The sequence below is a fragment of the Rhodoferax sp. P2_H8_2 genome (genome assembly GCF_056403235.1).
In genome coordinates this window covers 22975-41105 of the sequence record NZ_JBFUFW010000001.1, presented here as the reverse complement: position 1 = coordinate 41105, position 18131 = coordinate 22975, and the positions used below count along the sequence as shown (strand labels likewise).

Annotated in this window: 20 protein-coding genes; 1 reads left to right on the top strand and 19 read right to left on the bottom strand. The window is 61.5% G+C overall.

The window, feature by feature from the left end:
• Nucleotide 1: 1 nt before the first annotated feature.
• From AC1DV6_RS00230 to AC1DV6_RS00185, 10 genes are all read right to left on the bottom strand, one after another.
• Nucleotides 2-604, bottom strand: a complete 603-nt coding sequence (locus AC1DV6_RS00230) for an AraC family transcriptional regulator (RefSeq protein WP_477974184.1) — start codon at nt 602-604, stop codon at nt 2-4.
• Between the two features lie 11 nt (nt 605-615).
• Nucleotides 616-1740: a DUF3570 domain-containing protein gene (locus tag AC1DV6_RS00225; protein WP_477974183.1), complete on the bottom strand. Its 1125-nt coding sequence runs from the start codon at nt 1738-1740 to the stop codon at nt 616-618.
• Nucleotides 1727-1954: a DUF4266 domain-containing protein gene (locus AC1DV6_RS00220; RefSeq protein ID WP_477974182.1), complete on the bottom strand. Its 228-nt coding sequence runs from the start codon at nt 1952-1954 to the stop codon at nt 1727-1729. The genes AC1DV6_RS00225 and AC1DV6_RS00220 overlap by 14 nt, the downstream gene beginning before the upstream one ends.
• Complete coding sequence (locus AC1DV6_RS00215; protein WP_477974181.1) at nt 1951-2445, bottom strand: peroxiredoxin family protein; 495 nt, start codon at nt 2443-2445, stop codon at nt 1951-1953. The genes AC1DV6_RS00220 and AC1DV6_RS00215 overlap by 4 nt, the downstream gene beginning before the upstream one ends.
• An 11-nt stretch (nt 2446-2456) precedes the next feature.
• Entirely contained in the window at nt 2457-3095 is a 639-nt protein-coding gene (locus AC1DV6_RS00210; protein WP_477974180.1) for an outer membrane beta-barrel domain-containing protein, read from the bottom strand.
• Nucleotides 3096-3107: 12 nt separating this feature from the next.
• Nucleotides 3108-3866, bottom strand: a complete 759-nt coding sequence (locus tag AC1DV6_RS00205) for an SH3 domain-containing protein (RefSeq protein ID WP_477974179.1) — start codon at nt 3864-3866, stop codon at nt 3108-3110.
• Nucleotides 3863-4462 (bottom strand): hypothetical protein, encoded by a 600-nt coding sequence (locus AC1DV6_RS00200; RefSeq protein WP_477974178.1) that lies wholly within the window; start codon nt 4460-4462, stop codon nt 3863-3865. Before AC1DV6_RS00200 ends, AC1DV6_RS00205 begins: the two co-directional genes overlap by 4 nt.
• Before the next feature lie 3 nt (nt 4463-4465).
• Complete coding sequence (locus AC1DV6_RS00195; RefSeq protein WP_477974177.1) at nt 4466-7480, bottom strand: HzsA-related protein; 3015 nt, start codon at nt 7478-7480, stop codon at nt 4466-4468.
• Entirely contained in the window at nt 7477-8469 is a 993-nt protein-coding gene (locus AC1DV6_RS00190; protein WP_477974176.1) for an FAD:protein FMN transferase, read from the bottom strand. Before AC1DV6_RS00190 ends, AC1DV6_RS00195 begins: the two co-directional genes overlap by 4 nt.
• A gap of 342 nt (nt 8470-8811) precedes the next feature.
• Nucleotides 8812-10059 carry an MFS transporter gene (locus tag AC1DV6_RS00185; protein WP_477974175.1) on the bottom strand — a complete coding sequence of 416 codons (1248 nt, stop codon included), beginning with the start codon at nt 10057-10059 and terminating at the stop codon, nt 8812-8814.
• A gap of 97 nt (nt 10060-10156) precedes the next feature.
• Here AC1DV6_RS00185 and AC1DV6_RS00180 point away from each other — a divergent pair, with 97 nt between their 5' ends.
• Nucleotides 10157-10978: an AraC family transcriptional regulator gene (locus AC1DV6_RS00180; protein ID WP_477974174.1), complete on the top strand. Its 822-nt coding sequence runs from the start codon at nt 10157-10159 to the stop codon at nt 10976-10978.
• 40 nt (nt 10979-11018) lie between these two features.
• Here the strand turns inward: AC1DV6_RS00180 and AC1DV6_RS00175 are convergent, their stop codons facing one another.
• The 9 genes from AC1DV6_RS00175 to AC1DV6_RS00135 all read right to left on the bottom strand — a co-directional run bounded on the left by AC1DV6_RS00175 (nt 11019) and on the right by AC1DV6_RS00135 (nt 18048).
• On the bottom strand, nt 11019-11393 hold the full coding sequence (locus AC1DV6_RS00175; RefSeq protein WP_477974173.1) for a DUF1294 domain-containing protein: 375 nt from the start codon (nt 11391-11393) through the stop codon (nt 11019-11021).
• 29 nt (nt 11394-11422) lie between these two features.
• Nucleotides 11423-11983 carry a dihydrofolate reductase family protein gene (locus AC1DV6_RS00170; protein WP_477974172.1) on the bottom strand — a complete coding sequence of 187 codons (561 nt, stop codon included), beginning with the start codon at nt 11981-11983 and terminating at the stop codon, nt 11423-11425.
• A gap of 129 nt (nt 11984-12112) precedes the next feature.
• Nucleotides 12113-12817: a peptide-methionine (S)-S-oxide reductase MsrA gene (gene msrA / locus AC1DV6_RS00165; protein WP_477974171.1), complete on the bottom strand. Its 705-nt coding sequence runs from the start codon at nt 12815-12817 to the stop codon at nt 12113-12115.
• A gap of 81 nt (nt 12818-12898) precedes the next feature.
• Nucleotides 12899-13147 carry a hypothetical protein gene (locus AC1DV6_RS00160; RefSeq protein ID WP_477974170.1) on the bottom strand — a complete coding sequence of 83 codons (249 nt, stop codon included), beginning with the start codon at nt 13145-13147 and terminating at the stop codon, nt 12899-12901.
• A gap of 85 nt (nt 13148-13232) precedes the next feature.
• Nucleotides 13233-14399, bottom strand: coding sequence for an OmpA family protein (locus AC1DV6_RS00155; RefSeq protein ID WP_477974169.1), 1167 nt, complete (start codon nt 14397-14399; stop codon nt 13233-13235).
• Nucleotides 14400-14409: 10 nt separating this feature from the next.
• Complete coding sequence (locus AC1DV6_RS00150; protein ID WP_477974168.1) at nt 14410-16629, bottom strand: Ig-like domain-containing protein; 2220 nt, start codon at nt 16627-16629, stop codon at nt 14410-14412.
• Between the two features lie 97 nt (nt 16630-16726).
• Nucleotides 16727-16954 carry a hypothetical protein gene (locus AC1DV6_RS00145; RefSeq protein WP_477974167.1) on the bottom strand — a complete coding sequence of 76 codons (228 nt, stop codon included), beginning with the start codon at nt 16952-16954 and terminating at the stop codon, nt 16727-16729.
• Complete coding sequence (locus tag AC1DV6_RS00140) at nt 16951-17568, bottom strand: DUF938 domain-containing protein (RefSeq protein WP_477974166.1); 618 nt, start codon at nt 17566-17568, stop codon at nt 16951-16953. Before AC1DV6_RS00140 ends, AC1DV6_RS00145 begins: the two co-directional genes overlap by 4 nt.
• 24 nt (nt 17569-17592) lie before the next feature.
• Nucleotides 17593-18048, bottom strand: a complete 456-nt coding sequence (locus AC1DV6_RS00135) for an Lrp/AsnC family transcriptional regulator (protein ID WP_477974165.1) — start codon at nt 18046-18048, stop codon at nt 17593-17595.
• Nucleotides 18049-18131: the final 83 nt, after the last annotated feature.

The following is an 18131-nucleotide window of genomic DNA, read 5'->3' as shown; positions in this document are numbered from 1 at the left end:
CTTACTGCCAAAGCTTGATCTCAAACTCGGGCTGCAATTTGGCTGACGAATCGCGGATGCGCAGTTCCACATACTTGGCTTGCGTGTCCTTGGTGAACTTCACCGTAGCACCGCGTTTGTAGTCGCGCGCATGCGGTCCGCCGCCGGTGAAGAATGCCACCAGTTCGTGCTCGCCGGTGCGCAAATTTCCAAGGTACAGACGCTGCACACCTCCGCGGTGCAGGGCTTGCACCTCGCGCGGCGTATAGAGGTAGCTGGCGACTTGCTTGTCGTCGATTTTCAGCTGCACCGAGTCCAGCTCAAACATCTTGCCCACATCCATCGACAGAAACACCGCCAACTGCGTGTTGGCGGGGAACAGCAGTTCTTCCTCCAGCACCAGCAGGTCGCGGTTGAGTTTGATCACGTCGCTTTTGACGTCTTGCACGCGGCTGTCCAGCGGCGCCTCCGGAGCAGGAGCCACCGCCGGGGCGGAGGCAACCGCCGCGGGCATGGTTGCGGCTGGAGTAGGTACAGCAGTGGCAGGCTGCTCGTCAGCCGCCCAGCAGCTTGCGCCCAGCAGGAAAAGGAAGCTGACAAGCAGGCGGCGGCAGATGGATGGCATGGGCGTGTTCATCAAAAGTTGGCAGACAGGTAGAACTGCAGCACGTTGGCGTTGTAGGCGTACAGCTCGCCGGTGCGGATGTCGGTGAAATCGCTGAACTGGAAGCGCGTGGTCTCCAGTGCGGCGTTGAGCTTGATGTCGAACTTGCCCGATGCGCGGCGCCAGGTGTAGGCCACTTTTGCACCCAGGCCCACGCTGTTGAAGGTGCTCAACTGGCGGTTGCGTGAGATGTAAGTCGTCTCGGTGCTCGCGTTGTCGCTGTAAAACAGGGCCTTGCTTTGCGCGTAGTAGCGCAAAGACGCATCGGCCAGCCACTGCTCGCCAAAATGGCGCGAATACCCCGCCTCGGCGGTATTGGCCTTGATGTCCCAGGTGTCCCAGTAGTAGCGGTAATCGAGGTGCAACGCATCGCGGGCATTCAGGTCACCGATCACGCGGAATTTCACCGCGCGCCCAGAGCGGGTGCGCGGGGTTTTTTCCGGCACCGCCGCGCCAAACACGCGCGCAATGCGGTACGGGCTGCCCAGAAAACCGTCGTCAGACATGACTTCGGCGTTGGCACTCATGATCCATCGTGGCGACAGGATCTGGGTCGCACCCAGCCGGTATTGCCAGTGCGTTGCGGTGTCCGCAAATTCGGGTGAATTGCTCTTGCCAATCTGGTCATCACCGCGCGTGAAACCCATGCTGATCGACGTCATGCCACCAAAGGTTTCCTGTGCAATGTCCATGCCGAAACGGTTGGCGGTGTAGTCGCTCTCGCGGCTGGTAGAGGCCGCCAGCGAAATTTTTGAGTCGCGGTAGACATAGTCCATCCCCAGTCCATATTCGTTGCGCTGTTCGCGGTAGGGGCTGGCCGTGGTGACCACATCGATAGACGCATTGCTGACGGCGTCCAGGTAATAGCTGGCAGACAAAGACACCTTGTCGGCCAGCCGCTTGCGCACTAGCAGCGCCGGGCCATTCGCCGACACGCCGCCGCCGTTGTACGAGTGGAACAGCGCCTCGGCGCTGTCCTCGGGCAGATCGGCAGCGCGGGCGCCTGAAGCGGCCAGCACGCCACCCAGAAGCGTGGCCAAGTGGCGTAGCAGGTTCCAGCGCCATGCGGAGTTATTCGCGGAATCAGTTGCAGCCACAGCCACCTCCTTGCACGCCGGTCGCGCCACGCGCACCTTCGCGCACATCGCGCACATGCTCGATGTGCTTTTCGGCCATCGCATCGCGTGAGAACTTCATCATCGGGTCAGCCAGGCGTTCGCGCTCGTAGGGCTTGACCCATGGCTGCATCGCGCAACCGGTAAGCAAAAGCGTTCCCGTCATCAAGGCACAGGTGATCAGAGCCGACTTCATTTCAGCAACTCCCGTATCTGCTTCTCGTACAGGTCTTCAAAACCTGCCTGGTAGCCTGCATGCACATAGCGCACACGTCCGTCGCGGTCTATCAGTACCGAGCTCGGCATCGTGCCCAGGTCGTACAAGCGGCTCACGGATTTTTCGGTATCGAACAGCACCGGGAAGGGCAGGGCCAGTCGCTGGGCCATCTCGCCCGCACGCTTTGAATCGTCGTCGACGTTGACACCCAGCAGCACAAAGCCCGCCGCGCGGTACTTGTCGTACAGGCGGCTCAAGTGAGGCATTTCCTGGCGGCAGGGGCCGCACCAAGTGGCCCAGAAGTTGATCATCACGACCTTGCCGCGCTGCTCTTGCAGGCGCAAGTTGGGGCCGGCCAATGTACGCAGCGCAAAGTCTGGCGCGGCAGAAGCGGGCTTGATATTGGCCTGCGCCTGCAGGGCCGTGCCCGCCAAAGCCAACGTGAGGGAAAGCGTAATGACGCGTCGCATGTGTCGTGCCATCAGAACGAAGCAGTAATGCCAACCGTCAGTTCCAGGTTCTGCGTGCTCTGGTTTTTGCCCAGCAGGTCCAGCGAGAAGATGTGGTCGCGCGCGTCGATTTGAAGTGCCCAGCGGTCGCTCAGGTAGACCCGCATGCCGGAGCCGAAGTTGAACGTGGCCTTGCGCTGGTCGTTGAACGAGGTGCTGCCAACTCCACCAATGACATACAGCGAAAACGGCTTTGCATGCTTGCTGCCGATGAACACTTCGCCTGGCAGAATGTTGTAGCCCACGGACAGGTTGTAGTAACTCAAGTTCTCGGTTTCGGACGGGAACACACCGCCCGGCAGCACCTGGCGGAATGATGCATCGCTGACCTTTGTCTGTGCGATCACGCCTTCGACGAAGAAGTCTTCGGTCACGTGGTAGCCCAGCCGCAAACCAGCGACGGCACTGGCGCCGAAGTTTTGTGTGGAGTAGGTGCCGACAAAGGTGCCAACCTCAAAATCGCTGGACGGAAAGCGTGGCATCTTGATATCGCGCCGCGCCACTTCGGGGACCACGACCTGTTCAGAAGGTTGCGTCGGTTCCGCCGCAAATGCGCAAATGCCCACGCAGGCAAGCAGGGTGCTGAGGGTGAAGGTACGAAGCTGGTGCATGGTGGTGCTTGGTTAGAAGAAAAAGGAAAGGCCCGCGGTCATCGCGCGGTATTCGAGGCTGCGCTGGTCGCTGACAAAGGCGGTGTAGATGGTGTAGTCGCCGCGCAGCACAAATCGGTCGCTCAGGTGGTAGCGCACGCCTACAGTGGCGTTGGCCAGTTGTGCATCGGTGCCGGTTGCACCCACCAGGCTCTGGTTGGGGAAGTTGTTGAACTTGCCCAGGCCCACGCCAAAGAAAGGCGAGATGCGCTGGTCTGACCAGGGCTCGGTCACCACATTGACGTGCCAGAAATCGGTGCCAGAAAACACGCCCTGCACCTGGCCCAACGTGCCTTCGACGCTGAGCGTCTCGGACAGCCGGTAGCTGGTCCAGAATTTCAGCATGGGCTCGGACTTGAACTGCCCCCACGCCGCGCCCAGTTGCACGCGGCGGCTCAGGTAGTCGTCCAGCAATACGTCGCGGAAGGTCTTCACGTCGCCGGCCGCAGTCAGCGTGGTCTGCAGTTGTTTGCGTTGCACCCAGCCGACCTTGCCGCCTTCGGTGCGCACCTTGAACCAGTCGGTATGGCGCATCTCAATCGCGATCCATTCTTTGCGGGGTACGACGTGGAATACGGGGAAGCCGCGGCCCGGTCCGGTGTGCAGTTCCACATAAGGGTCGGTCACTTGCAACTGCTCACTGGTGTCCTGTGCGCTGGCCATTGCGGCGCAGCCCAGTGCAGCGCAAACCAGGGCGGCACGGAGACTTGCAGAAATCGAGTGGCGGTTCATTGGATGTTGCAGGTTCCGGTGGCCGCGTCAGGCGGGGTGAACAGCGCATTGCCTGCAGTGCTGAATTCATCCTGCCCGGCTGGCATGGGGTGGCTGATCCAGTACTTGATCAACTGGGCATTGGGGTCTTGTTCGCTGGTGAAAATCAGGCCGCCACCGTGCAGCACGCCCATTAACAAAGGCTTGGTCAGCAGGCGGCTTTGCGTAGTGGAGCCAATCACGGTAGCGCCTTGGGCGGAGTAGAAGTTTTTGTACATGTCGCTCAGGCGAACTGCTGCCGCCGTGTTGGTTGCAGCAGCCAGGTCTACGGCCTGCGCAGTGGGCACCAGACGCAATGCGCCGCCGGTGCCAGTGGTGGTGTCGTGGCAACCCGAGCCAGCACAGGTGTTGATGGCCGTACTGCCGCCCCCATGTGCCGGCAATTGCGCCAGAAAGATCGGGTTGATGCACTTCTGAAAGTAGGCGAACGAGAGGTACTGTCCCTCCACCACCTCAGGGTTCTTGATCGAGGGCGGATTGCCCACCACATCGGACGCACCGCCGCCGCATGAGGCAAGCACGGCAGAAAGCAATACAGACAAACAGACAGAACGCATGCGCTAGCAACCTCCGGCAATCCAGGCCGCAATCCGGTTGTAAGCGGCGCTGCCCACCGGAAGTACCGGCTGTGTTCCACCGACCGCACCCTGCGGATGTGGCGCGGTAGAAGGCTTGCTCAGCAACGCATTGGTAGCGGGCTTGCAAGTGTCGGAAATCATCGTCAGCGTGACGTTGTAATCACCTTCGGCATCGCCGGTCAGCACAAAGCGGTTGTTGCGGAACGAGGTGCCGGGTGGTGTGGCCGATGCGCTACTGCCAACCGCCTGGTGGCAAGCCGCTGCGCAGGTCGTGCGCAATGTCGGGAAGACTTCGGTCTCAAAAGTAGCCTGGCTCAAGCCATTGACCTGGCGCACGCCGCTATTGGCGTCAAACGGGTCGTTGTAATACTTGCTGCCCAGATCCATCCACTCAGCGATCAGGCGCTTCTCGGCGCGGTTCAGCATGGCCGCGTGGTTGGGTGCCGTGGCAGGTGGGCTGGGGTGCGCGGTGCGTGTTGCGGCGCCTGCCATCAGGCTCTGGCCGGACAGGATTTCCATCAGGCGGCTCTTGCGGGCCAGTCCCAACGCTTCGCCCTCGCTGGCCGCAGTGTCCACCAGGGCCGGGCCGCGTTCAATGACCGGCACGCCTTCTTCAATGCGCGTCCTGGGCAGGCCGGTCACCGGATCCAGCACCGGGTCACCCAGCATCAATTCGTCGTACGACACCAGACGCCCGGTGCCGCCCTTGGTTCCGCTCAGGTCCAGCTTGGCCGGGTCGTTGTGGCAGGTGGTGCAGGTGTTTGTGCCGCGGTTGCGGCTCCACAGCGGCTGGATATGGTCGGGGTAATTGATGATGCCGTTGGTCGGCACGGTGGTGGCCAGATCATCGGCCGCCAGCGCGTTGCCGGTATAGCGGATCGCAATACTGCTGCGTGCGGTGACGCCTGGCTTGCTGGTATCGGCCCAGACATCGGTAGACAGCATGTCGGCCACCAGCTTGAGCGCAGTGGGGTCCAGCCGCGTGCGGGTCGCTGCCATGGTTTCGCCCGACAGGTGCGCGCCGCCCATCGCCGGCAGCAAAGAGGCCGATACGCTGTTGACCACGGCGCCGGAGTTCAGCGCGCCACCGCGGCGCGGGCTGTGGCAGCCATCGCAAGTGCGGCGCTCGCCGGGGCGCACCTGGATCCAGTTGGTGTGCGTCTGGAAGGCGCGGCCTTGCGTATCGACCACGGCCAGCGCAATCGGTGTGTCGGCAGGAACTTGTAGCTTGAACGAACCATCGGGCTCAATCGGCGCATAGCCCAGGATCTGCTGCATTTCGAATTCGGTTTCGCCAATCGCGCCGCGCGTGCCGGTCATGCCTTGCGGTGGCGCAATCGCACGCACCGCACGGATGAAGCGCGCCGGGCCGCAAACGTAGGCTGGGTTGGCTGGGTCTTTCATGCGCACGAGGTCGGCCACTTGCGCACGGGTGTCCAGCGGGTCCGTTGGTGTGGTCTTGGCAATCGCCGTGGTGCAGCCTGCGGGAAGGTCGGCGGCAGTCAGCACGGCATCGCCCATGCGGCCCAGGCCATCGGTGTCGTAGACGCTGCGCACTTCCAGCAGGCCCAAGTTTTGCGATGCCAGTGTGGCGTCGAGTTGTGTGGGTTGTGCAGCGCTGGGCTCTGCGCGCACCTGTATCGCCACCGGGTGCGTGTACATGAAGCCTGTGGGCGGCGCGGCCACGATCAAAAGGGTTTGTTTGGCCGGATCAAACATGTAGATCGCGTAGGTCGGACGTACGTTGTTCTGCAGTTCATCGGCCTGCTCGTCGGCCACGGCCCGGTTGTCATCGGCCAGCCGGGTCTTTTCTTCTGCGGTCAGCGTGGCGCAGGAAACGGTGACGCCTTTGCGCGTGACTTCGCAGGGCGTGTACCCCACCAGCACGCGGTCCGTTCCGTCCCACAGCGGGTAAGGTGTGGTGACGCGGCCGTACTGCGAAATGCCGCCGTCGATGCTGAGCGCCTGCAGCGTCATCTGCTTCTGCCCGCCCTGGGTTGGCACGCCAGAATTCGCAGGCGTGTTGTTCTCAGAGTAGTTGGCCGCATCAATCATCACCAGACCGCCGCCCTCATGGGTGCGTGACAGCGGCATCAGGTCCGACGTCAAAAAGCCCTTGTACTTGCCGTTGGGGTCCATGTCGCGTGGGTGCAGGAAACTGTTGCCCGGGCTGTGCGCGCCGTACAGCACGAACAGGTCGGTGCCATCGGGACGAATCTTGAAGATCTTGAAATGGTTGCGCCCGCCCACGTGGTCCCAGCGCGAGAACATGATGTCGCCATTGGGGCGCACCACCGGGCTGCGGTCGTGGCTCTGGTTCACCGAAATCTGCGTGATGCTCTGGCCCTTGGCATCCATCGTGTGCAGATTGAAGACGCGTTCACGCTCATATTCATCCAGCGCGAAATAGGTCTTGCCCAGCGCCTGGTTGACGCTGGAGGTGGTTTGCCGATTTGACGTGAATACAAAGCCCTTGCCAGCAGGCAGGTAGGTGGGGTCCACATCGTCCGCATCGGCAGAGCTGGTCAGGCGGCGCAATGTGCCGCCGGCCAGGCCGCCCACCGTCATGTCGTATTCCCAGATGTTCCAGCGCCCGGTGCAGGCGGCCACGCCGTCAATCTTGCCGGTGTTGCTGGTCGGGCAGCGCATCGAGAAGATGATTTTCTTGCCGTCGTATGAGACGTCGGGGTTGGACGCGTCGCCCGTGCCTTGTGTGAAGCTGGCCGTAATGTTGTGTTCGATCGCGCTGACCGAAGATTTCTCGCGGATCATCAGATCGCCGCCCGGTGCGCTGGGGGCGCCGTTGGTGGGGTTGGCGCTGATGGTGTTGCTGCGTTTGGCGTAGGCGATGGGCACATCGCCGGTCACGGTGACGGTGGAAGAGCCGCTGGCGCCGTCATCGCTGCCGCATGCGACCATGCCCGTAGCAACTACGGCGATGGCTGCTGCCATGTAGGCGCTGGTCTTGCCTGCAATGTTTTTGCCTGCTCTTGTCATTGTGGTCTCCCGGCCAGCAGGCCCCGTGAATAGTGCAATACGCCCGTGGCATCCACCACCAGCGCGTCCAGATCGTCTTGCGCCTCTATCAACCGCATGCCTTTTTCAAGCCCGAGTACAAAGACCATCTTGGAAAAGGCTTCGGTGGAGAGGCCGTCATCGCCCAGCACGGTCACGCTGTGTATTTGTTGTGGCGAAGCGCCGGTGGACGGGTCAATCAGGTGGTGAAAGCGCACACCGTCTTCGTCAAAGTAGCGCTCGTAGTCGCCCGATGTGGAAATGGATGTATCTTCCAGCGGCAGCACGGCGACCACTTCGCCCGGGCGGCGCGGATCGCGCACACCGATGGACCAGGGCCGTCCCATGCGGTCGCCCATCACGCGGCTGTCACCGCCCGCACTGACGTTGGCATGCGTGATGCCGCGGGCACGCAACAGCGCGCACGCGCGGTCCACCGCATAGCCTTTGGCGAAACCGCCCAGGTCAATGCACATGCCCGGCATCGCAAAGCGGATGGTTTGATCCTGGACGTTGAGCAGCAGCTTGCGGTAGCCCACGGCTTCACGTGCTTTCGCTAACTCCAGGGTGCCGGGGCGCTTGCCGCTGCGGTAGTCAAACAACCGGCCCACTGCGGCAAAACTCAGATCAAATGCGCCATCTGACAGTTCAGAAAACTGGAGCGAGCGGCGCAACAGGCCAAACATCTCGCTGCTCAGCGGCACTGCGCGCTCGGCGGCATCGCGGTTGATGATGGACAACTCGGAAGTGGGCTTGTGCGGGCTCATGGCCCGGTCAATGCGGTGCATCTCCGCCATCACGGCGTCTATGGCCGCTTCGCCTGCCGACCTGAAGTCACACCACAGCTCCACGCTGATTGCGGTGCCCATGATGGCTTCTTCCCGGTGCAACCAGCAGCCCACAGGCGCACGCGCTACCGCATTGGTGCGGAGGCTGGGAGCATTGCGCTGCTGCTGGGGGAGGCCGTACATGGGGGAGGGTGTGAACGTGAAGTGCGAGCAAGTTTTGCACGCAGCCCCCAACCAACATGTACGAAAAATTGCAGCAGGTGTAACAGTCTGCAAGTGTTTGATACCGCACAGACTGAAGCGCGAGGATTAACAATAAGCCCGCAGAGCTTATGGAATAAGCGTGAGAAGCTACTAAAAATATAGCGGGTGCGAGATACAAAAAAGCCGGGGCAGCGCGCAGATTCACCACAGTCCTGGCTCAGCCGAGAGGCCACCAGGCGTTACAAGGCCGATACATGCGCCTTTGCACAGCAGCGCCGCAGCGCGGCAGCGCAAGAAGTTGACCGACCCCGTGCAGTTGGTCTAGACAGCGAGTCTTGTCGGTGCCGTACGTTGACCTACGCCCAAGGCGGCCACCACGCTGAGCAACAACACCAGCGCCGCGCCCAATAGCGTGGCGCCATACCAGCCGTGGTCCATGAACACACCAAACACCACGGGCGAGATCGCAAAGCCCGTGTCCAGCCCGGAGTAGACCAAGCCGTAAACACGGCCTGTGGCGCCCTTGGGCGTGGCCTTTTTGATCATCATGTCGCGCGATGGCCCACCAATGCCCACCGCAAAGCCGGTGATCGCCAGCACCACCATCGTCGCCGTTGCGCCCAGCACGCCGATGCCGCACAAGGCCAGCAGCAGCGCTCCCGCCGCCATGGCCATCGCCACCACGCGGTCGCTGTTGGCAACTTTCGATGCAATGAAGCCACCAATGAACATGCCGACCGCGCCGCACAGCATGTAGGCGGTCAGTGTCAAGGTTGCCGCTTCAAAGCTGATGCCATGCATGGCCTTGAGGATGGACACCGAGAAACTTTGTACGACGGCCAACGTCATCGTCGACAGCAGGAAGAAACCAAAACACCACCACACCACCGGCAGCTTCATGAATGCCATGTCGTGTTCCGCGTGCACGTCGCTCTTTGCGGGGCGGGGCACCACTTCAGTTGACAGCTTGTCCCGCTGCGCCACCAGCAGCAACAGAATGGCGACATACATCAGAGCCGCCGCCACATACGCCTGGCGCCAGCCAATGGCGACACCCAGGCTCGCAAAGAACACCGGCGCTGCGGCCCAACCCAGATTGCCGGTCAGGCCGTGCGCGCTGAAGGCGTAACCCAGGCGTGGCGCGGAGACGCGCTGGTTCAGAATCGTGAAGTCCACCGGATGGAAGGTTGCATTGCCAAGGCCAGCCAGCGCGGCCACCAGCATCAGTCCAATGTAGCCCGTCACCATCGACGCCGCTACGCAGGCCACGGCGAAGATGCCCATCGCGACAAAGAGCAAAGGCCGCGCGCCCATGCGGTCGACGACGAATCCGGCGCACGCCTGGCCGACGCCGGAGATCACAAAGAAGACCGTCATCAGCAACCCCAGTTCCGAGAAGCTCAAACCAAACTCGGTCATAAACACCGGGAACAGCAGGGGCAACAGCAAGTGCCCGAAATGCGAGCTGGCATGTGCCAGGCCCACGAGGCCAATGATGGTGGCGTCCTGTTTCAAAGGCACCAGGGAGTCAGAAGGAGTGGGGATAGAGGAAAGGGTCGTGCTGCTCATGCAGCAATGGTAGGAGGAAGGCCGTGCGCAGGAATACGACAAAAAGACAATAATTGTCGAAATCCAGCCAAACACGGTCTTTCCCAGGATCTACCCAATGCCCCGCTCCAGCCGTTTGCGCCCCATGCGCTTTGACGACACTGCCAACCGCTCGCCCTCAGTCGCGCGCCCGGTGCGCAGCCGTGCCCGTTCGCTGGCGATGGACACCCACATCGAGCCGCACCAGCATCCCTGGTCGCAATTCACCTACTGCGCCAGCGGCCTGATGCAGGTCACCGTGCTGCAAGGCGGCATGCAGACCACCTTCATCATCCCGTCCACGCGCGCTGTCTGGATACCGCCCGAGGTGCAGCACACGGTGGTTGTGCTGGAGGCGGCCGAGCTGCGCACCGTGGACATTGACCCCAGTGTGTTGCCACGTGACTGGACCGAGTGCCGTGTGTTGGTCGTCAGCAAGTTGCTGCGCGAACTGATCCACGCGCTGGAGGGGTCGGAGGTAAGCCCGCGTGAAGATGCGTTGATGGCATTGACGGTGGACGAAGTGATCCGCTCCGATACGCAAGCCTTGGGTGTGCCGATGCCGCACCCCGAGCACGGCGACAAGCGCCTGCGCGCGCTGTGCGAAGCCGTGCTGCGCGACCCGGCAGAGAAAGCGCAATTGAAGGAATGGGTGGCCGAAGTGGGAGCCAGCGAGCGCACTGTCGCGCGCCTGTTCCGAGATGAGCTGGGCACCAGCTACCAGCAGTGGCGCCTGCAGGCGGTGCTGGCCCATGCGCTGCCGCAACTTGCACGCGGCGTGCCGATAGCCCAGGTCGCCGCCGCCAGCGGCTACGCCAGCGACAGCGCGTTTTCCGCGATGTTCAAGCAAGCGACGGGCCGGGCGCCGAGTCACTTCCAGCGCAGCATGCTATTGAAATAGGAGCTGCTTACGCACGTTCTATGAGCCTTGCAGGCACTTTTTATGGGTAATTGCGGGACAAAAGACCTGCATGCCATGCGACGAAGGCCACTATGTTCAGCGCAACCGTAAACCAAAAAACGGCAACAAAGCCCGGTTTTGAGGACTTGTGGCGCAGCAGTTGCTGCGCGAGAAGCGCGCCAGGCCATCCGCCGACAAGACCCAGAAGATGCAAAGTGCTCTCCTGCGTTCTCCAGCCGCCGCGCACTGCGGCGGCCTTATCGAAGGCGTACGCGAAGAAGGTAACGACACTGGCGATGACGTAGCCGAGCAAGACGACCGGTTTGACGCCCCAGGTCTGCGATACGTAATAGCAAATGCCGATGAAAGCCGGGATTGCCACTATCCGAAGCCCGGTCCACGGCGCAGATCGCATAGGCTGTTGTTGCGTCGGCAAACGTTCGGTCAGCCGCGCGTGCACCGGTAGTGCATGGCGACCACACCGTTGCGCAGCGGCGTCGACGAAACCAATTCAAGTCGTCGCGTGCTGACCAACCCGCTCTCGTACAGGGTCGGGCCGTGGCCGGCGATTCTGGGGTGAACGAGGAACTTGTACTCGTCGATCAGATCCAGCCGGTCCAGCGCGGTCGCGAGCTTGCCACTACCGAGGAGCACGCCGGCCGGGGTCGTGTCCTTCAGCTTCTGCACGCTTGTGCGCAAGTCGCCGGCGATGTGGTGGCTGTTGGTCCACGGAAAGTCGGTTCGCGTCGATGACACCACGTACTTCGGCTTGGCCTCCAGCTTCACCGCCCACTCGCGTATCGCCGGCGGTGCCTCTGCGTCGCCGCGGGCGACCGCTGGCCAGTAGCCCTCCATCATCTCGTAGGTAACGCGGCCCCACAGCATCGCCCCGCTCTCGTCCATCATTCGAGTGAAGAACGCGTGTGTCTCGTCGTCAGCGATGCCTTCCTGGTGGTCGACGCAGCCGTCCAGGGTCACATTGAGGCTGAAGGTCAAGAGTCCCATGGCGGTTAGCTTGATATGTGAATGGAATCTGTCTTGTGAACCAAATCGGCTTGAACCATGATGTCGCTCCCGGATTTTTTAGTCCTTGATTTATAGCTGACTTTGCAATCCCGCAACCCGAGGGACGAACTACTGCGCCACCAGCACCGGCGCCTCGCGGTACACCGCAGGCATCAGCTTTTGCAGGTTCGCAATCTTGGGCAGATCGAAGCGCGCGATGTAGCCGTCGTTGGGGTGCAGCGTCGCGTAGTTTTGGTGGTACTGCTCGGCGGGGTAGAAGGCTTGCAGTGCGTTTAACTGCGTGACGATCTTGTCGGGGAATGCGTGGGCTGCATTGAGCTGGGCGATGTAGCGGTCGGTTGCCAGCTTCTGTTCAGGCGACGCGTAGAAGATAGCCGAGCGGTATTGGGTGCCGGAGTCGGGGCCCTGGCGATTCAGTTGCGTGGGGTCGTGGGCGACCGAGAAGAAGATTTGCAGCAACTGCGCGTAGCTGATCTGCTTGGGGTCGAAGGTGACCTGCACTGCTTCTGCGTGGCCCGTGTTGCCGCCGCTGACGCTGCCGTAATCGGCTTTTGAGGATGGTCCGCCTGCATAGCCAGACACCGCGTTCAGCACGCCCTTGGTGTGCTGAAACACCGCTTGCACGCCCCAAAAGCAACCGCCCGCAAAGACCACGGTTTCGCGGTCCTTGGCGGGCGTTGTTAACGCTGCGATGACTTCGGAGGAGGGTGCCGGTAATGGCACAGCCCGTTCGGCAGCGGCGTGGGGGCCAAAAAACACGCCCGCCAGCACCAGCGCGCCAGCGATCAGCAATACGTTTGTTTTGTCCAGCATGGCAGGTCCTTGTTCTGTAAAGCTATTGGTCGCACAGAGACCAATGTTCTTACAGGCGGGGATTCTGCGCGTTCTGCTGTTTTAGTGCGTTACGAATTCGTAAGCCACTGCTTCGCTCTCGACCATATCGAGGATGTCGTTCAGCGTGTCTTCGCTTTCGGTGCTGCTCCAGGTGTCTTCGGGGTCGACGGCGAACAGGGGTTCGATGGCGATGTCCATGTACTGGCCGTTGGGCAGCTTCAGCACCGGCGTGCCCTCGGATGTCTGGGCAATTTCCCAGTCGTCGGGAACCGACATTTCGAGCTGGATGGAGACGTTGAGTTTTTTCATGGGGGTTCCTTTAATGGTGCCCGGATGGGCGTAACCCGGAGGTTACCCCATGCCCATGTCGACGGTATGTCCAGGACTCCCCGGATTACTTGGTTCCAGTGACTTCCAGGTCTACGCGACGGTCCGGCTGCAGGCACTGGATCAGCGCCTTGGTCTTGGCGTTGCCCTTGCAATCTTCGGTTTTCGTAACGGGCGCGGTTTCACCCACGCCCTGCGCCGAGACCTTGCCGGTAGGAATGCCTGACTTGTCGATCAGGTAGTTGCGCACTGCATTGGCCCGGCGTTCCGACAATTTTTGGTTGTACGCGCTGGAGCCGATGCGGTCACTGTGTCCCGTCACGACGATCATGTCGTAGCTGACGCCGTTGAGGTCACGCGCAAACTTATCGATCGCTTCTGCGCCGGTGGGTTTGACATCGGACTTGTCGAAGTCAAACAGCGAATCCGAGGCAAAACTCACCTTGCGGGGAACAGGCGCGACATAAACAGGCTTGGGCGGTGGCGGCGGAGGGGCGACCACCACGGGTGGCGGAGGTGGCGGTGGTGCCACATAGGCGGGAGCAGGTGCGGCAGCAACTTGCACGCGCGCGGGCTTGCCGAAGCGGTAGACCAGGCCAATCGAGGCCATGTCGATATCGCCACGGCTGCCTATCGCGTCATTGATGCGGTAGCGCTCCAGTTCGCCGCGCACGCCCCATTGGGGCGTGAAGTCCCACTGCGCGCCCAGGCCCAGCTTGAGATTTGCTTCGCTCTTGCTTGTACCGGTCATCGGCACGTTGACTGCGCCAGTGCCAGAGAATGAATCGGTCGCCTCGGCGTAGTTGGTGCCAACCCGTGCGCTGAGCGAGAAGCTGTCCGAGATCGGCAGGATGCCGACCAGGTCCAGATTCAGGCCGCGCAGCTTGATCGTGCCGTTCATGGTGCCTGCTGGCACCGTGGTAGCAGAGTAGCCAAATTTGCCCAGATCAAAGTAGCCGCCTTCTATGGCGAAGTGTCTGCCGAACTGGTAGCCACCAAAGATCTTGTAGCCGCTGTCCTTGTCGCTGTTGGAAATCCCTGTGGTGGTAAAGCCCTGGCCTGCCAGGCCTGCGGAAATGTTCTTGTTGTCGATGGTGGCACGGGTCTCGCCACCACTCACGCCGATGTACGGGCCGGGTATCTGCGCGAAGGCCAGCGGTGCTGCCATTACGGCCAGCGCCACCAGGGTCAGCTTGCTGGAAATGCCAGCCCAATGGGTATTGTTTTTGTTCATGGTGTTCTCCTTATGGGGCTGGGACTTGAATGACCGTGTTGACCAGGGTCACAGAGGCGCCTAGCGATATCGCGCGTCCCTGCAGGGTCACGAGCGTTGTGTTGCCGGCTGTCGAGAACGACGCGCCTGCTTGCGAAATGATGGTGCCGACCATGGTTCCGCCACCGCCCGCATTGATGGTGGCAAAGCTGCCTACTTGCCAGTAGACATTCTTCGCTTGCGCACCACCAGCCAGGATGATGCTTTGCGGGAACGCAGCGCCCGGTCCACCCACGGTCAATGTGCTGGCCATCTGGAAGACCCACACTGCGTTTGCATCACCCTGGGCGTCCAGGGTCAGGTTGCCACCCTGGATCAGGAAGGAGCCGCCAGGTGCGGTATAGACACCGGGAAGCAAAGTGACACCTGCCATGTTCGCGCCAGGCGCCGGGCTGGAGCCCAGTGGAGGCATCGCTGCCAGAGCCAGATAAGCCGCTTGTGCGTCCAGGCGGGCCTGGGTTGCAATGGCGCAGGCAGGTGCGTTCGGGCCCGCCGATGTGGGGCCCGTTGTCGAGTTGGTGCAGCTGTAAATCTTGCCGTTGACCGCGCCGATATTGGAAGGGGTCTGTGTGTAAATGTCGCCCGACGTGTCGTGGAAACCGGTGATGGTGGCTGTCGCGGTGGCAATGGTGCCAATGTCACCGTTGATGATGGTCAGCGTGCCCATATTGGTCATGCCGGCTGTGCCCCCAAAGGTACCGTAGGCCGCTGCAGCCGCCAGATTCACTCCGGCTTGCACGACTGGTGCCGCCGCTGTTGTGAAGCTCCAGACCTTGGGCAATGCCAGCGCGTTGCCGGCAATGTCTTTGGGCTGTGTGTTGATGGTGGCGGTGTAGCTGGTGTTCGCAGCCAGATTTGCGGACGGTGTGAAGGTCGCGACCTGGGTCTGCGCATTGAAACTCACCAACCCGGAAACACCGGCCACCGTGAAGCTGGCGGAGTTGATCGTCAACGGGTCCATCGCTTCGCTGAATGTGGCATGCACTGCGCTGTTCAGCGCGACATTGGTTGCCAGATTGGCAGGAGTTATGGTGGTCACCGTTGGCGCCAGCGTGTCGGCGGTGCTGGATGTCGTCCAGCTCCACACAAAGTCGCTCGCCATCAGATTGCCTGCCAGATCCTTGACACCGCCGGTGCCGCCCTTGACCGTGACGGTGTAGTTTGTGGCCAGTGCCAGGCTGCTGGTGGGTGTGAACACCGCATTGACTCCGGAGTAAGCCAGCGTGCCGGGCACCGCTGTGCCGCTCAAGGTTTGCTTCACCTGAAAGTTGGCGGCGGTGACACTCAGCGGATCCAGACTCTCGCTGAAGGTAGCGCTAATCTTGGCGTTGATGGGTACGTTGGTCGCACCGTTGGCGTTCAGGGTGCCCACGACGACAGGCGCTGTGCTGTCATTGATGCCGCCGGTGGTCCAGCTGGTCGTGAAGTCACTCGCCAGGCGGTTGCCTGCCAGATCGCTTGCTCCTGTGGCACCGCCCTTCACCGTCAGGGTGTATCGCGTGCCCGCAGCGAGAGGGGTGGTAGGCATGAAGATCGCGCTGACACCGGAGTAACTAAGCGTGCCCGCAACGGCGTTGCCGCTGACGGTTTCCTTCAACGAAACGTTGGCTGCATTAAGGGTCAGCGGGTCCATGGCTTCACTGAAGGTGACGCCGGCACTCGCGTTTCTTGCGACATTGGTCGCGTTGCTTGCCGGAATGGCGGTGGAGACTGTGGGAGCCGTCACATCTGCCGTCACCGTGAAACTCCAGCTGTAATTGCTGGCCAAGGCGATTCCGTAGGTGTCTTTTGCGGTGTTCGCGAGCGTTGCAGTGCATACCGTCCCGCTGGGCAGCGTGGTCGCTGCCGGAAGGGTCAGTGTCGCTACGTTGCCTGTGGCCGTGTAGGAAACCACGCCGCCGGTGACAGCGCTACCTGTTGGGCAGGCCAGCGTAAAGCTGTTTGCTGTCAGCGTGGTGGCATCCATGGCCTTGCTGAAACTGGCTGTCAGTACTTTGGTATTGAATGCCACGTTGGTGGCGTTGGCTGCAGGTACCACTGCCGTGACAGTAGGTGCGGTCTGTGCCAAGCCGCCGCTGCCGCCAAGAATCGGCTCTTTGCCGTCTCCGCCGCCGCATCCCGCCAGGACAGCAAGCGCGACGCTTGCGAAAACCCAAGGCCGCAGGCCCTGGAGGTTGCTGGGTGTATTCATGATGGTTCCTCAATGTGTGAACGCAGTGTTCACAAAGAGGTTGCCGCGAACCGTTCGCCAGCACACGCCGGCGCGATATTTGCGCGCTTGTGCCGATTTACGCCAGCCTGGCGTTCACTTCGTCTGCATCAGGCGCGGTGAATTCGGTATTGTGTTTATCGGTCAGTGGCCCGCCGCCCGGGATGACACTGCCATCGGTGTCGTAGCCAATCGCCTTGAACTTCCAGATCGCGCCAATGCGCTTGAGATTGCCAACGTGCAAGCCATCGGCAAGATGCACGCTTTGCACATCCGCGTTTAATTCGCGCAGTGTGAGTTGCGTCATTGCATGCGTTCCCACACCAGCAGCAGGTTGTTCGCTGGCATCGCATGGCGTGCGCGCAGATGCATGCCAGCAGCCGTTGCTTCGCGCTCGACATCCACGCGCTGGCGAATGCCCCAGCTTGTGTCGTGTGCGCGCAGGCTCACATCGAACTCCAGGTTGCTTTGCGCAGGCGTCACGTCGTCTTCAAAGTAGGGCCCATAGGTCACCAGCACGCCGCCCGGCGCCAGATGGTGCGCCGCACCGCGCATCAGCGCACCACAGGCTTCCCAGGGCGCGATGTGCAGCATGTTGGCGCAGAAGATCAGATCAAACGCTGGCGGTTCGGTGGCATCCGCAAACCATGACTCGGTGCGCACATCCAGCTGAATCGCTTCGAGCACGTTATCCAGACCGGCTTCCGCCGCGCGCACCTCGATGTTGTAGAGCGCACCGCGATGCACTTCGGTCGGTTGCCAGGCCCACAACGGCAACTGCTCTGCAAACCACACCACGTGCTGGCCTGTGCCGGATGCAATCTCCAGCGCGCGCCCTGTAGCGGGCAGAAAGCCTTGCAGTACTTCCAGAATCGGCTGCTTGTTGCGCTCGGCGGCGGGGCTGAAATCAGGTTTAGTCATGGCGTGATTCTTCCAGAACAGGTTTCAGACCAAGGGCAGGGCCGTGGTGCTCTTGATCTGTTCCATCGAAAACGCCGATGAAACGCCGGCCATATCGGCCAGGCGGATCAGCTTTTTGTAAAAGCGGTCATAGCCGTCGATGCTGGAGGCAACGACCTTCAGCAGGTAGTCGACATCGCCGCTCATCCGGTGAAACTCCTGCACCTCGGGCAACGCGCTGACCACCGCCGCAAACCGCTTGAGCCACTTCTCGTCGTGCTGCCCGGCGCGGATGCTGACGAACACGGTCACCGGCAGGTCTACCTTGTAGCGGTTGACGATGGCGACGCGCCGTTCGATCAGGCCCTCATCTTCGAGCCGCTTGACGCGCTTCCAGCACGGTGAGCTGGACAGGCCCACCTGCGCGCCCAGCTCGGCCATCGACAGCGTGGCATCGCGCTGCAGGGTGTCCAGTATTTGCAAATCCAGTCGGTTGAGCATTTTGTTCTACTAAATCAATGTTATTGGATATTTCATGCTCTATTGTCGGCGAAATGGATGAAATTTGGAATGGGTTTGCCGGG

Excerpts from the sequence above, each read along its gene's own strand:
- AC1DV6_RS00230 (WP_477974184.1), bottom strand. The coding sequence starts at position 604 with ATGCCATCCATCTGCCGCCGCCTGCTTGTCAGCTTCCTTTTCCTGCTG.
- AC1DV6_RS00220 (WP_477974182.1), bottom strand. The coding sequence starts at position 1,954 with ATGAAGTCGGCTCTGATCACCTGTGCCTTGATGACGGGAACGCTTTTG.
- AC1DV6_RS00215 (WP_477974181.1), bottom strand. The coding sequence starts at position 2,445 with ATGCGACGCGTCATTACGCTTTCCCTCACGTTGGCTTTGGCGGGCACG.
- AC1DV6_RS00210 (WP_477974180.1), bottom strand. The coding sequence starts at position 3,095 with ATGCACCAGCTTCGTACCTTCACCCTCAGCACCCTGCTTGCCTGCGTG.
- AC1DV6_RS00205 (WP_477974179.1), bottom strand. The coding sequence starts at position 3,866 with ATGAACCGCCACTCGATTTCTGCAAGTCTCCGTGCCGCCCTGGTTTGC.
- AC1DV6_RS00200 (WP_477974178.1), bottom strand. The coding sequence starts at position 4,462 with ATGCGTTCTGTCTGTTTGTCTGTATTGCTTTCTGCCGTGCTTGCCTCA.
- AC1DV6_RS00195 (WP_477974177.1), bottom strand. The coding sequence starts at position 7,480 with ATGACAAGAGCAGGCAAAAACATTGCAGGCAAGACCAGCGCCTACATG.
- AC1DV6_RS00190 (WP_477974176.1), bottom strand. The coding sequence starts at position 8,469 with ATGTACGGCCTCCCCCAGCAGCAGCGCAATGCTCCCAGCCTCCGCACC.
- AC1DV6_RS00185 (WP_477974175.1), bottom strand. The coding sequence starts at position 10,059 with ATGAGCAGCACGACCCTTTCCTCTATCCCCACTCCTTCTGACTCCCTG.
- AC1DV6_RS00180 (WP_477974174.1), top strand. The coding sequence starts at position 10,157 with ATGCCCCGCTCCAGCCGTTTGCGCCCCATGCGCTTTGACGACACTGCC.
- AC1DV6_RS00175 (WP_477974173.1), bottom strand. The coding sequence starts at position 11,393 with ATGCGATCTGCGCCGTGGACCGGGCTTCGGATAGTGGCAATCCCGGCT.
- AC1DV6_RS00170 (WP_477974172.1), bottom strand. The coding sequence starts at position 11,983 with ATGGGACTCTTGACCTTCAGCCTCAATGTGACCCTGGACGGCTGCGTC.
- msrA (WP_477974171.1), bottom strand. The coding sequence starts at position 12,817 with ATGCTGGACAAAACAAACGTATTGCTGATCGCTGGCGCGCTGGTGCTG.
- AC1DV6_RS00160 (WP_477974170.1), bottom strand. The coding sequence starts at position 13,147 with ATGAAAAAACTCAACGTCTCCATCCAGCTCGAAATGTCGGTTCCCGAC.
- AC1DV6_RS00155 (WP_477974169.1), bottom strand. The coding sequence starts at position 14,399 with ATGAACAAAAACAATACCCATTGGGCTGGCATTTCCAGCAAGCTGACC.
- AC1DV6_RS00150 (WP_477974168.1), bottom strand. The coding sequence starts at position 16,629 with ATGAATACACCCAGCAACCTCCAGGGCCTGCGGCCTTGGGTTTTCGCA.
- AC1DV6_RS00145 (WP_477974167.1), bottom strand. The coding sequence starts at position 16,954 with ATGACGCAACTCACACTGCGCGAATTAAACGCGGATGTGCAAAGCGTG.
- AC1DV6_RS00140 (WP_477974166.1), bottom strand. The coding sequence starts at position 17,568 with ATGACTAAACCTGATTTCAGCCCCGCCGCCGAGCGCAACAAGCAGCCG.
- AC1DV6_RS00135 (WP_477974165.1), bottom strand. The coding sequence starts at position 18,048 with ATGCTCAACCGACTGGATTTGCAAATACTGGACACCCTGCAGCGCGAT.